This is a genomic window from [Clostridium] aminophilum (genome assembly GCF_900101295.1).
Taxonomy (GTDB): Bacteria; Bacillota; Clostridia; order Lachnospirales; family Lachnospiraceae; genus Clostridium_R; species Clostridium_R aminophilum_A.
In genome coordinates, this window is sequence record NZ_FOIL01000019.1 from 41,609 (window position 1) to 54,860 (window position 13,252).

Here is a 13,252-nt window from a genome sequence, read left to right on the forward strand (position 1 = left end):
TGAAAAACGATTCCATAATTTCATCGGTGAACATGCACAATAATATTGTTGTTTTTGGCTGTTTTACGTTGCGAACATGATATAATGGAAAAAGTCAGGCGATAAAACATCACTTAGAGACGGAGGTTGCATCATGGGTGATATTTACACGATGGGAATCGACGTTGGCTCTACCGCTTCCAAGGCAATCGTGCTGAAGAACGGTGCAGAGATCGTCGGTAAATCTCTGATCGACGTTGGAACCGGTACATCCGGTCCGGAGAGAGCGATTCAGGCGGTATTTGAGGATGCCGGTATGACCAAAGAGGATATGGCATACATTATGGGTACCGGATATGGACGTAACTCTCTGAAGATTGTCGATCACAACATGTCCGAGCTGAGCTGTCACGCCAAGGGAGCGTATTTCCTTCTCCCGTCGGTTAAGACAGTAATCGATATCGGCGGTCAGGACGTTAAGGTAATTCAGATTGAAAATGGCGCAATGGTCAATTTCCAGATGAATGATAAATGTGCAGCCGGAACCGGACGATTCCTGGATGTAATGGCAGGCGTTCTGGAGGTTAAGACCAGCGAACTCGGTGATCTGGGCGCGCAGTCGACACAGAGAGTTGATATCAGCTCCACCTGTACCGTATTTGCAGAGAGCGAGGTTATCAGCCAGCTTGCACTTGGCACGCACAAGTGCGATATCATCAATGGTGTTCATCATTCCGTAGCGGCAAGAGTTGTCGGACTGGCACATCGTGTCGGTGTTCGTGACGATGTCATGATGACCGGCGGCGTAGCGCAGAACTCCGGAGTAGTGAATGCTCTTGAGGAAGAACTGGGCCATGTGATTCACACAGACCCGATGACACAGTATGTAGGCGCACTGGGCGCAGCTCTGTTCGCTTATCAGAAGGCAACACGTTAAAAATCATCGGTTTTCATGGTGAAAGCGGATGTTTTTGAAAGGAGAATTATATTATGGCAGAAAATGTAAATGCTGCAGCAGCTCCGGCACCGGCGAAAAAAGTGAAGAAGCCGGAACTTCCGGGCGTACTTGCACTCCGCAAGGTTGTAAATGATGTTTACCAGGCAGCTTGGGATGCTAAGAAGGCAGGCAGACCGGTAGGTTGGTCTTCTTCCAAGTTCCCGTGCGAGATCTGTGAGGCTCTTGACCTCGCGGTTGTATATCCGGAGAACCAGGCAGCCGGAATCGGCGCACGTCACGATGGTCAGCGTATGTGCGAGTATGCAGAGGATATGGGATACGATCCGGATATCTGCGGATACACACGTATCTCCCTTGCTTACGCTGCCGGTTATGAGACCACAAACGAGACACGCCGTGTCCCGATGCCGGATTTCGTGCTCTGCTGTAACAATATCTGTAACGACATGACAAAGTGGTATGAGAACATCGCAAGAATGCATAACATCCCGCTGATCATGATCGATGTACCGTACAACAACAACATGGAAGTTGATGACTCCCAGGTTGCTTACATCAAGGGCCAGTTCCTCGATGCCATCAAGAAGCTTGAGAAGATCGCAGGAACCAAGTTCTCCGAGAAGAAGTTCAAAGAGGCATGTCATAACGCAAACCGTACCGCTAAGGCATGGTTAAAAGTCTGTGATTACCTTCAGTACGATCCGGCTCCGATGTCCGGTTTCGATCTGTTCAACCACATGGCTGATGTCGTTACCGCTCGTGGTAAGGTTGCTGCCGCTGAGGCATTCGAGCTTCTCGATCAGAACCTTGCAGAAGTAGTGGCTAAGGGCGAGACAAGAGCACCGTTCGCTGAGAAGTACAGAGTTCTCTTCGAGGGAATCCCGTGCTGGCCGGAGCTGAAGACTCTGTTCAAGCCGCTGAAGGAGAATGGTGTCAACGTTACCGCCGTTGTTTATGCTCCGGCATTCGGTTTCGTATACGATTCCGATTCTCTGGACAACCTGGACGGACTCTGCAGAGCATACTACAAGGCTCCAAACTCCGTATCCATGGAGCAGGGTGTTGCATGGCGTGAAGGCCTCATGAAGGCGAACCACGTTGACGGCGCTCTCATCCACAACAACCGTTCCTGCAAGCCGTGGTCCGGTTACATGTCTGAGATGATGAGAAGATTCACAGACGATATGGGTGTACCGTGCGTATCCTTCGACGGTGACCAGGCAGATCCGCGTAACTTCAACGAGGCTCAGTACATGACACGTGTTCAGGGTCTGGTAGAGGCGATGGAAGAGAACAGACAGAAGAGAATGGCTGCGAAAGGACAGGAGGCGTAATCATGAGCAGAGTTGAAGAATTATTAAACGAGTTTAACGAGATTGCTTCCAATCCGGGCAAGCAGATGAAAGCATACATGGACCAGGGCAAGAAGGTAATCGGTATCCTTCCGTACTATGCACCGGAGGAGCTGGTTTATGCCCTTGATATGGTTCCGTTCGGAATCTGGGGTTCCAACACAAAGACTGTTTCCAAGGCAAAAGAGTATTTCCTTACATTCTACTGTGACCTTGTACAGACTTCCTTCGAGATGTACATGGACGGCACATTTGATGGCCTGTCCGGTATCATCACCCCGACTCCGTGTGATACCCTTCGTCCGGCATCCCAGAACTTCAAGGCAGCATTTGAGAAGTACGGCAAGCCGGAGCCGATCTTCCTGTCTCATCCGCAGAACAGAGTTCCGGAGTTCGGTATTCAGTTCACACTGGATCAGTACAATAACGTAAGAGAGCACCTTGAGAAGATCGCCGGCAAGGCAACCGATATGGATGCTCTGAAGAAGGCAATCAAGGTCTACAACCAGAGCCGCAAGGCACGCCGCCTCTTCTCCACTCTGGCAAATGATCACTGCGACGTTGTCAATGCATGTATGAGAAGCGCAGTTCTCAAGGCTGCAAACTTCATGCTGAAAGATGAGTACACCGCAAAGCTGAACGAGCTCAACGCAGAGCTGGTTAAGCTTCCGGCATGTGACTGGAAGGGCACAAAGGTTGTTCTTTCCGGTATCATCTGCGACAACCCGGAGCTTCTGAAGCTGTTTGATGAGTACAACATTGCCATCGCTGCAGATGATGTTGCTCAGTGGACACGTTCCTTCAGAACCGACGCACCGGAGACCAACGATCCGATGAGAGATCTGGCTGTACAGTTTAGCCGTCAGGACTACGATACCATCCTCTTCGACGAGAAGTCCAACGAGAACCGCCGCGGCGAGCACGTTGCACGTCTTGCACAGGATAACGGCGCACAGGGTGTAGTTGTATTCATGACTCAGTTCTGTGATCCGGAGGAGATGGAGTATCCGTACCTGAAGAAGGCTCTCAACGATGCAAACATCCCGCACGTAAAACTCGGTGTTGCTATGCAGATGCGCGACTTCGGTCAGGCTAAGACATCTCTGCAGGCATTTGCAGACGTTCTTGAGCTCAGAAAGTAAGAAAGGCAGGTTGTGAACAACAATGGCAGATTTCAAGTTTAAACTTTATCAGACCAATGATACAGGTTACAAGTGCGGCCTTCTTGCTGAGCCGACAAAGTTCCTGAAGGCTACCTTCCGTGATGAGGAAGATGCAAAGAACTATCTTGCATGGCTGAAGGCTAACGATACTCTTCACACATTCATCGTAGAGAAGGACGCTCCGATCAAGAAGTAATTCCTGATTAATGCGTGCTAGATGCCCCCGACCGGACCGCAAAAGCGGATCGGTCGGGGGCATTTACGTCCAACAGATGGATTCTCATCCAGAATCAGGCAAATTGGACGAAAAGAGGATGAACTGGACAAAAGAAGATTTAATGTGGGAGCTTAATTACAGCAGGCTATATGAAAAGGCCTGGGATACAGATATTCAACCTTGCTGCGAAGATTCACGAGTGCAAAGGTAGACAGGAATTTATTCACCCGTTTAATGAAGGCAACGGAAGGATAAGCAGATCTGGCATCAGATCCCTGATCGCCACGGCGATCCTGGCAGTGCGAGAACAGAAGAATCAAAAGAAACTGAATCACGGGATAAAAATGATAAAAAAAGGAGAATCTTGACGAATCGGGCAGGAGGGAGTAGTGTAAACATTAGCTGAAAATGCGTCAGGTCTCCGATGGTAATATGCTTGCAGAGACAAAAAAACAAGATGGAGATCGGAACGGATCTCGAGGAGGAAAAATGAAGAAAACAAGAGTTTTGGCGGTACTGATGGGTGCAGCGCTGTCTATGGCAGCTGCTCTTCCGGCGTATGCAGGAGAATGGAAATTCGACGGTCCGGAATCCTGGAAGAAATGGTATAGGGAAGATGACGGAAGCTGGACTAAAAATGACTGGAAGCAGATTGACGGAAAATGGTATCACTTTGATGACAATGGATACCTTGATGTGGGCTGGCATTATTATGAGGCAAAGAATGAATATGGCTCTTGGGTGGAGTGGTTTTATTTGGATGATTCCGGCGTATGGATCGAGAATCTCACCACCGATACCGGTCACATGACGCCGGAGGGATTCCAGGAAGATCATTGCAATGTCGGAGTGGCTAACAATGACGATGAAGATAATGTATATTGGGCTGCCAAGATTCAGGAATATGGTTATGCCAATATTATGCCATCGGAGACCATTACGAAAGAAGACGGATATACATATGAAGTGCTTCACTTCCCGTATGTAGATAACGCTAAGGATGGTTCTAATCTTACCGGAAAGACTCTTGTAGACTGCTTAGCGGTTGCAAAAGCAAGAGTCGGACAGGTGTATCCGGAGTTTTCGCAGTCTTGCTACTGGTATTTAACAGATAATGAAATTGTATACGAGTATATGCGCTGAAATTACTACTATCAGAAGCATCTCGGCTTCGGATCGTTGAGAATCGCTTGACCTGATCCGGTCAGTGGCAATGAGATCATAATCAGATCATCAGAGGTTTCGAAAGGCCCGTGTTTTCGCAGTAGTTGCGAGAACACGGGCTTAAATCGGAACAGATTTATGGGAGGACAGTTGATGAAGAAAGGGATTTTTACGGTGCTGATGGCTGCAGTGCTGTCTATGGCAGCCGCTCTTTCGGCGTATGCGGGAGAATGGGTCTTCGACGGTCCGGAATATTGGCAAAAATGGTATAAAGAAGATGACGGAAGTCGGACCATAAGTGACTGGAAGCAGATCGACGGAAAATGGTATCACTTTGATTATAATGGATATCTTGATGTGGGGGGCTGGTTTCGGTATGAGGTAAAGAACGAAAATGGCTCTTCCTGGGAGTGGTTTTATTTGGATGATTCCGGCGTATGGATCGAGAATCTCACCACCGATACCGGTCACATGACGCCGAAGGGATTCCGGACAGACCATGATTTTAGTAGCAAAGAAGATAAGGAATATTGGAATGCTAAGGTTCAGGAATATGGCTATGATAAGATTGAGGTATCGGAAGTTGTTCGGGGGGACGACGGATATAAATATGCTGTGTTGCATTTCCCGTACATTGACAACGCCGGGGATTTCGGGAAGAAGATGACCGGAAAGACCGTCGCTGATTGCAAAGAGGTTGCGGATTGGAGAGTTGAGCAGTTGTTTCCATACTTTGATGGTAAGTTTTTCGAAAAAAAAGATGAATTAGAATTTCGTATCTTGTATTGGGGTAAAGAAAGCAATGGGGAATGGGTTCAAGATGGCCCCTATCCCACTGATCGGTATTTTATGTTGAACTGGGGTGAAAAGGCTTATAATTATATAGAGATTGACGGGAAATCTTATTTTTTAGATTATAAGAATGGTAAAACGGGACACCCTTGTACGGGATGGAAATCGTATCTTTACCAGGATTTTTTTACTTATCTGTCATTTTTTGATGAGTATGGCGGACGTGTTGAGAATTTCACAACCGATACCGGCCACGTAGGTCAGGATGGTAACTTCTGTTTAGACCATGAAAATAATGGACCGATTCTTAACAGCGAAGAAGACAATGCCTACTGGAATGCCAAAATTCAGGAATATGGCTATGACCAAAATATGAAAGAATCAACGGAGAGTTTTACTGATTCTGAATCGGGTATTTTTGGTGGAGAAACGGAATATGAGTATACAGTTAGGCGGTATAGTTTTCCATTTGTTGGTGGGGCCGAGGACTCTATGAAGCATACCGGAGTGACTTGGTTGGACTGCTGCAAGGTTGCGGAAGCTAGAGTAAGACAGTTGTATCCGTCAGTTTCCGATTTAAAAATTGATAGTACTGGCCGGAATCGCGATGGGGTATATGTTGATGTGCTTGAAAGCAAAACGGCTACTTCTGGTGTCGTTAGTCGTAGTTGGTCATAATGCAATAAAGCTTGGCCTTTCGGACTTGTCGAACCTAAGCATGTGCTTGCACGAGCTTAGGTTCGACAGACGATAAAAGCTGAACTTGATTGCAAAAAAAACTGGATGCATGAACGGAATGCTGTTGGGCGTAACGTAAACATTGGCTGAAAATGCGTTTGCTCTCCGATGGTAATATGCTTGCAGAGAGAAAAAAGAGAGAAGATCGGAACCGATCTCGAGGAGGAAGAAAAATGCTGGAAAATCTGATTGATTTCATGTCTTCAGGACAGAGCCTTGCAGACGCTGTTACTGAGATGCTAAAAACAATGGGCCTTATGGCTATTGTGCTCATTCTTGTCATGGGGTTTCTGTTTTTTATACCGACGATTATTGCGTCGTTTAGGCAGATCAGACTTCGTGTTTTGGTTTGTGCGCTCAACGTACTTGTTATCGCGACGGTTTGCTTCAACCCGTTTTTGCCGGCGGTCATCTGGCTCTGCATCATGATTATTGCCATTGCAGGAAAGCGCGAGGCGAAAAAAACAGACGGGGTTCCTGCGATAAATATCATCACTTCGAAAGATGATGTCAGGGATTGAGAGAGGCTGTGCGAAATTAACCCATCAGAGATTAAGTGAAATCAAAAACAATATTATCAGGTTTCAGAAAGGAGGCCTGCTTAGGCAGGGCGGTGTCCGGTTGCCGGATAAATCCGGCGCTATATGCTCCGCAAAAAGAATATGGATAGTCTTATGGATAATCTTATACCCGTGTTGCTGATCATAATACTGGTATGGATAGCAGTATTCCTGATTTTAAGAGCATTTTGGTGTTGGTATTGGAAGATCAACGCAAGACTCGAGGAGCAGAAAAAAACGAATGAATTACTGCAGAATATCCTTAATGCGCTGATTCAGGGCAATGCGGTGAATGCGGTAACCGCCGGGAATGTCATGGACCTGAATGAAAATCAGGCCAAGAAGGTATTCACGGCTGACATAGACGATTCCGATATCCCAGAGTTGTGAGAAATATGGGGGAATGATCTTGAAAAAAGATAATACAGAAATGCTTAACATTTCGGCCGTGAAAAGGCCTAAGAGTATGCGATTTCGGAAAGAAACGGACCTCTACGCACTGCAGGCGGGCGCACAGTGTCCTGTCATGCTTCAGCGTGGTGCGATTCTGCTGGACAGTGTTACAGGAAAGAGGTTTCTGCAGCTTAAGCTGTCAAATGCCGGCGAGAGGGAGATCAAGTCGGTCTATCTGAAGCTGGACTGCATTGACGATACCGGAGAACGCGCAGGGGAGACCATAGACGCGGCATATTTAGATGTCAACTGTAAAAAGGATGGTTGCTTCGGCGATAAAGTTCTGAGTCAGGTCTCAAGCGTTGCAAGGAAGTGCCTCATCCGGGAAGTAAGGGTGGCGTATGCAGATGGAACGAGTGAGCGCTTTGACCAGGATGGCTTTTTTAACATCCCGGAGGCAAAACCGCTGGAGACGGCTGTTCCGGCCGAGTATCATCGTGTTATCGCTACTTTGAAGGACCTGCGGGTACAGCCGGAGAATGTCGCAGAGGGGATTAGCAGGTGTATCTGTGGCGGACTGATCACAGGTGACGGAAAGTGCGCAAACTGCGGGCGTGACTTCAAGCAGGCCATGTATGACGCCGCACATATCGAGGAACTCTGCAAGAAACATGAACTGGCCGAACGGAAGAGACGGGAAAAAGAGGAACAGAGAGTGCGGTCGGAGAAATCCGAGAAGGTGCTGAGCGTTCTCGGTTTCGTCTTGGGGGTTCTGCTGATCCTCAATGCTGCTTTTAGTGCATTTGTATATTATAGTTCCGATTTCAGCAAATCCTTGTTACTGCTATGCGCGTGCGTGGTACTAGATGCTATCGCGATAATCAGGCAAAAGAATAATATCCTGCTCTATGGGCTGTGCGTCAGTGCGGTGGTTGACCTTTGGTTTTTCTTGGATTTTGTAAAGGAGATAGATTATCATCCTTTTAATCCTTTCAATTATTGTTTTGTGTTTCTTGCGTCTGCCATTGTATGGGGGGCTCTTCTGATAGGAACACTGTTTATAACACATAGATGGAAAATTCAAAAGACAATAATCTTCAGCATGGTAGCCGCAGTGTCAGCCGTATGTTCTATTTGGGCGGAATTGACTATGCTTCCTCCTTGGGCGAAATTGACTATGCTTCCTCCAGTTGAAGCAGTCGTGATAGTTGTTGTGTACATAATCTTTAGAAATAAGATTGCAGAGCTTCTGATTTGCGTATACATTGTAGCATTTGCATACTTTAAGAACTGTAAAGTTGCGTCTGAAGATGGGCCGGCGAATGTTGCCATTAATATAAAACAGGCGTTTGGTGATGTGCAGACAAAACTCATCAGGGTTTCAGATCAGAGCGCTAAGAGAGTAGTCGGCGCGCAGCCCACAGATTGGATTGCGGTGCTGCTCAACCACGCAGCTGACAAAATGGATGGTTCGGAGGCAAAATCGCGCCGCAGCAAGTTGTCCATCGCCTCACGCGTTGTCTCTCTGCTTGCGGTGATTATGCTGCCGATGAATCTTGTGTCCTGTGGGAGTGATTCTTATTATAGTGGTTTTGAATGCATCAAGCATGGATTTACTTTTCCGTATTGGTCAGGAAGCTATGCCGGCGGAATAGTCCTTCTGCTGCTCGTGCTCATATGCCTGGAAGTGGCAGTTTTATCCGGCAGGAAGTTTGCGCGCCGACGGAACGCCATTGTTCTGGATCTCCAGAAACTGATATCTGTGTTCGGCATTTTCATGTTCATTTACTATTCGACAAACAAATCCTACGAGATCCTTTTTGGCGGGTACATTATGACACTGGCATATGTGCTTCAGTATCCGGTTGGCCTTATGTACTGCGCGTCAGGTCTTGCTGTTTCCTCCGAGAGGCTGCCGGAGAAGACGAGCGATATGTTTCTGTCCGAAAAGACGGTGAGAAGGGTCCTTCTTGCAGTCCACGTTGTACTGTTTGTGTTCGTGTTCCATGGTGATTACCACTTTGTGTGGAGGATGATCGGGTATTTGGCTGTCATCATAGAGATCGAGGCATCTCTTGGACAGAAACTGGCGAAGCGGCTGTTTGCCCTCATGTTGGCTCTCGAGACGGTAGCGCTCGTCATGATGCTGTTCATGTTTAAAACTACGGTAAAGGAAATACCGTTGACTTTTGTGCTGTCGCTGCTTATACTTGCAGCGTCGGGACTGGCATACGTCCTGTTTTTGGGCGGGAAGAAGGCTTTGGGAAGAAAAAAGGAAAGAAGATCGGAACCGATGTCGAGGAGGAGTTAGTAGAGATCTGAGTATTGCACGTGCCGTGCTGCGGAGACGTAAGCCTCCGCACTTATATCTTATGGGTGTTCCTGCTGTAAGTTATGATATTAGCATGAAATCTAAGGAGAACAGAGTATCATGAAAAAACGCATTTTAATAATGACTTCAGTTTTATTTACAGCGTTTTCATCTTTTACGGCCTTTGCAGGACAGTGGAAACAGGATGCAAAAGGCTGGTGGTGGGATAATGGTGACGGGACATATCCTGTTTCAACATGGCAGTGGATAGATGTAAATAATGACCATGTGGCAGAGTGTTATTACTTTAATCAAGATGGATACCTTCTCACCAACACCACTACCCCAGATGGATATGCAGTGAACGCAGATGGACAATGGGTTTACAGAGAAATTTCGGATGATGAACTTAGAGAAGATAGAGGCTTCTATGCAAATAAATACGATAGCAGTTATATGGTTAAGGTTTTTATCCCCGAGGATTCGCCACTGACTATAGAGCCGGGGATCTATAAAAGTATACGTAATGTAACATATGTAGATAGTATCGGACCAAACCATATTGATACAGATTACTTTGATCATAATTTTAAAGTTACGGATGACGGAGAAAGTCTGCAATTTATGATTGACTATGATGATTATGGGAGGTACTGGTATAAGGGAACTTTGCTTGACAGAAATGATGGTTACTATGTCGCTACAGATTTAGATGGAGATGGTTGTGATGATGGTACTATACATGGTGTGTATGTGATATCGGATGATGTGATAATAGTAGAGACAGGTGTTGGTAGTGATGGCGATTATCATAGATTTTTTACAATGAAAAAGGTTTCTTAATGTTAGCTTCTGGCGAAAAATAAATTCAAACAACAGAAGTTTTCAGTGAAAAGCCCGTACTTATGCAATTTTCTTAGCATGAGTACGGGCTTTTGTGGTGTTGTGATAACTCTTAAAATGAGTTCTGCCATTCCGTTTGCAAGACAGGAATGGCAGAAAAGAAAAGTGTGCATGTTCATGCCTGTAGCGCGTCAAGGCGTTCAACGACACATTCATCTATAAAACCGTTAATTGTCTGGTCGTGGGTCATAGCGTAGATGGCAGCGCGTCGGTGAGTGTCCGGACTTTTGAAACGAACGTTCAAGCTCCCTTTATAGGCAACTTCCGGTTCGGTGCCTTCTGCTTCACAGAGAGCTAGATAATCGTCAACCGCTCCGTGAAAGTCATCCAGAAGTTCCTGAACAGTGGTTCCCTCATAGGAAATCAAGGAACGAATGCCTTGCACTTTGCCGAAGAGCACTTTATTTTTTTCTGAAAACTCTACGCTGCCAATATATCCTTTGTACTGCATGATATTATTCAAAGCAGGCCCTCCTCTCTATAATGGAATATACCATAGAAAAGAATAAAGTGCAACTAAATACAGTTGCAATACGCTTCGGCTCGATGATCGTTCCGGTAAACGTTGATATGACCGGCCGCAGGTTCTTGCGTGTGTCTGATATTCGAGCAGTTAGTCGTCGCCCCAAAGTTCGACAAAATTTTGAAATCTCGGGAGATCGATTTGCAAATATCCGCGTTTGCTTCCATTTACGAGATGCTTGTTGATGAGTTTGTTTCTGAAAACATTGTAGGATGAAGGATTTTTCATCTGAGCCTTGATGTCATCGATCTGACCGTTTTTTGATCGGCAAATGCATCGAACCATCTCTTTTTCGCCTTCTGTCAGGGTTTTCCATATCATGTCGTAAGAATCTTTGAACATGATGTTCTCAAATGTCGGAATTAGATCCTCTAACGTTTGGTTTCCTTTTTTGTCAAAGTATAGAGAACCCAAAACCTGATAGGCGTAAGCATAGTCATTGGTTGCTTTCTCGATTTTTCTTGCCTCCGCTGCGTCAATACCAAGAAGCGTCTGGTATCTGGCCACGATATCGTATTTGTTTAACACGGAAGCTTCTATTGAATCCGCTCTTTTGAAGAAAGTAAGGTTTTTTTCAGATGAAAACTCTTCGATATTTTCGGAGAGTCCGGTTACTATAAGATAGAGTTCGGCTCCGACAACGATCATGGATCCGATTATGGAAAGAAGTTTCACCGTGTCAGCGGTTTTTGAAATATCATCAATTCCTACGAGAATCTTATAGTTTTGTTTGTTGGCCTTTTCTATCAACCGGATAATCAGGGCTTCATCTGTTTTGGGAAAAGTGTTGTCATCTTGCGTATTGGTTATTTTTATGCTTCCTTCTCCGGATGCGCCAATCATACTGCCTCCGATGGAGGCGCGGAAGCTCTTTTCGATGGTCCTTTCGTGTGCTCTCAGGAAGTCTTCTCCGCTGAGAAGAGAAAGGAAAGTGGACACTGTGTTTCCTGCCGCGGATAGGTTATAAACAAGCCAATCTTTTTCTTCTTTTAGGCTCTGCATAACTTTGCCGTATTCCACGGACTTTCCGGATCCGCGAAGACCGGTGATCTTGTACACATGTTTACCGGAGTCGTTGCTCTTGAAGTTTGCGATAATGGTATCTGCAATGCCGGTATCGATGTATGCTTTGCCGGCTAATCCCGGTGTTCTTGTGAAAGGGTCTATTCTAATACTCATATTTTAGATTTACGGATGTCATCACAAAGAAGATGACCGATGAGAAATCCGTACTGCCTTTAGGCAGGTCTCCTTTCTGCAGCTTCGTTTTGGGCGACGAGATGCGATTTGGGTTGTAACCCCTGTACTGTTTACGTATGTGTGCATGATTTTACTTTTTGAAGGAATATTTTATGTAACAACACTTATTTTTACGCAAACTGATATTTTTTTACTTTTTATTACTATTTTAGAATGGTTTTACGCTTTTTGCAAGTTGTTACGCAAAAGCCCGTGTAGATGACATAAGGGTTTTCGTCCAAAACCCGAATGATTTGGACGAAAAAATGTACGTTGGACGAAAGGCGTGGAAAATTAAGGTATTCATCCGTAATTCTTTGATCCCGCATGTCATACCACCAAGATCATCTGGAAAACGGTATGGCCTATAACTCCTATCTGATTCTCGACGAAAAGCCGCTGTGGTGGATTCCGTGGATGCCGCCGTTACGGAGGAATGGATGAGCCGCCTGACCTTCCGACGGCTTCGGATCTTGCGCAGAGGGTGACTGCCGTAAAAGAAAAAGATACGCTGGAGCTGGACAGCCATACGCTTACTATGCGTTTTCCAAATGTCTTTTTTTACGTTTTTGGACGATAATTTATGTAAAGACAATTGAATCGATAAAGAAAATGGGATACAAAGAAACTGAGTTGGTAATACGTCCGGCACGGCTAGAATCGAAGGGAGAATTTGCAGAGGAAATACTTTCAGATTTAACACGCCGTGAGCAAGAAATCCCCCACCTCTATAGGTGGCGGGATTTCTTGCGATAAATACGGCGTTTCTTGACTTTTGTATCTGATGATATTATAATCTAATTATAAATCAGTCGTATATATAATAAAGGACGTAAATATTGTGAAATTAGATAATAATAATCATTCAGTGTTCATGCTGCATTATCACCTTATCATGTGCGTAAAGTACCGCAACAAGGTGATAGATGACAAAATCTCAATCCGTCTCAAAGAAATATT

At 45.7% G+C, this 13,252-nt stretch carries 13 protein-coding genes; 11 read left to right on the forward strand and 2 right to left on the reverse strand.

Going from position 1 to position 13,252, the window contains the following annotated elements; genetic code table 11:
• Positions 1-133: 133 nt before the first annotated feature.
• The 10 genes from hgdC (at position 134) to BMW41_RS06830 (ending at position 10,470) form a co-directional block, all read left to right on the forward strand.
• Positions 134-916, forward strand: coding sequence for a (R)-2-hydroxyglutaryl-CoA dehydratase activase HgdC (gene hgdC / locus BMW41_RS06780; protein ID WP_074649435.1), 783 nt, complete (start codon positions 134-136; stop codon positions 914-916).
• Positions 917-1,017: 101 nt separating this feature from the next.
• Positions 1,018-2,271: a 2-hydroxyacyl-CoA dehydratase subunit D gene (locus BMW41_RS06785; protein ID WP_420341569.1), complete on the forward strand. Its 1,254-nt coding sequence runs from the start codon at positions 1,018-1,020 to the stop codon at positions 2,269-2,271.
• A gap of 2 nt (positions 2,272-2,273) precedes the next feature.
• Positions 2,274-3,431 carry a (R)-2-hydroxyglutaryl-CoA dehydratase subunit beta gene (hgdB, locus tag BMW41_RS06790; protein WP_031474897.1) on the forward strand — a complete coding sequence of 386 codons (1,158 nt, stop codon included), beginning with the start codon at positions 2,274-2,276 and terminating at the stop codon, positions 3,429-3,431.
• A gap of 22 nt (positions 3,432-3,453) precedes the next feature.
• The gene (locus BMW41_RS06795; protein ID WP_031474895.1) at positions 3,454-3,648 is read left to right on the forward strand and encodes a hypothetical protein; all 195 of its coding nucleotides are present in this window, start codon (positions 3,454-3,456) and stop codon (positions 3,646-3,648) included.
• Positions 3,649-4,158: 510 nt separating this feature from the next.
• Positions 4,159-4,812 (forward strand): hypothetical protein, encoded by a 654-nt coding sequence (locus BMW41_RS06805; RefSeq protein ID WP_074649437.1) that lies wholly within the window; start codon positions 4,159-4,161, stop codon positions 4,810-4,812.
• Between the two features lie 174 nt (positions 4,813-4,986).
• Positions 4,987-6,303, forward strand: a complete 1,317-nt coding sequence (locus tag BMW41_RS06810; RefSeq protein WP_074649438.1) for a hypothetical protein — start codon at positions 4,987-4,989, stop codon at positions 6,301-6,303.
• Positions 6,304-6,536: 233 nt separating this feature from the next.
• Complete coding sequence (locus BMW41_RS06815; RefSeq protein ID WP_074649439.1) at positions 6,537-6,884, forward strand: hypothetical protein; 348 nt, start codon at positions 6,537-6,539, stop codon at positions 6,882-6,884.
• A 153-nt stretch (positions 6,885-7,037) separates the two neighbouring features.
• The gene (locus tag BMW41_RS06820; protein ID WP_143050825.1) at positions 7,038-7,313 is read left to right on the forward strand and encodes a type 1 periplasmic-binding domain-containing protein; all 276 of its coding nucleotides are present in this window, start codon (positions 7,038-7,040) and stop codon (positions 7,311-7,313) included.
• A 19-nt stretch (positions 7,314-7,332) separates the two neighbouring features.
• On the forward strand, positions 7,333-9,627 hold the full coding sequence (locus BMW41_RS06825) for a hypothetical protein (RefSeq protein WP_143050826.1): 2,295 nt from the start codon (positions 7,333-7,335) through the stop codon (positions 9,625-9,627).
• A gap of 120 nt (positions 9,628-9,747) precedes the next feature.
• A complete protein-coding gene (locus tag BMW41_RS06830) occupies positions 9,748-10,470 on the forward strand; it encodes a hypothetical protein (protein WP_074649442.1) in 723 nt (240 codons plus the stop codon).
• 175 nt (positions 10,471-10,645) lie between these two features.
• Here the strand turns inward: BMW41_RS06830 and BMW41_RS06835 are convergent, their stop codons facing one another.
• Both BMW41_RS06835 and BMW41_RS06840 read right to left on the reverse strand, forming a co-directional pair.
• The gene (locus tag BMW41_RS06835) at positions 10,646-10,993 is read right to left on the reverse strand and encodes a type II toxin-antitoxin system HicB family antitoxin (RefSeq protein WP_207646873.1); all 348 of its coding nucleotides are present in this window, start codon (positions 10,991-10,993) and stop codon (positions 10,646-10,648) included.
• Between the two features lie 150 nt (positions 10,994-11,143).
• Positions 11,144-12,232 carry a hypothetical protein gene (locus tag BMW41_RS06840; RefSeq protein WP_074649443.1) on the reverse strand — a complete coding sequence of 363 codons (1,089 nt, stop codon included), beginning with the start codon at positions 12,230-12,232 and terminating at the stop codon, positions 11,144-11,146.
• 901 nt (positions 12,233-13,133) lie between these two features.
• On the opposite strand from BMW41_RS06840, the gene BMW41_RS06845 reads away from it, so the two are divergent.
• Positions 13,134-13,252: transposase (locus BMW41_RS06845; protein ID WP_242870304.1), on the forward strand; the 119-nt coding region annotated here is incomplete at its 3' end.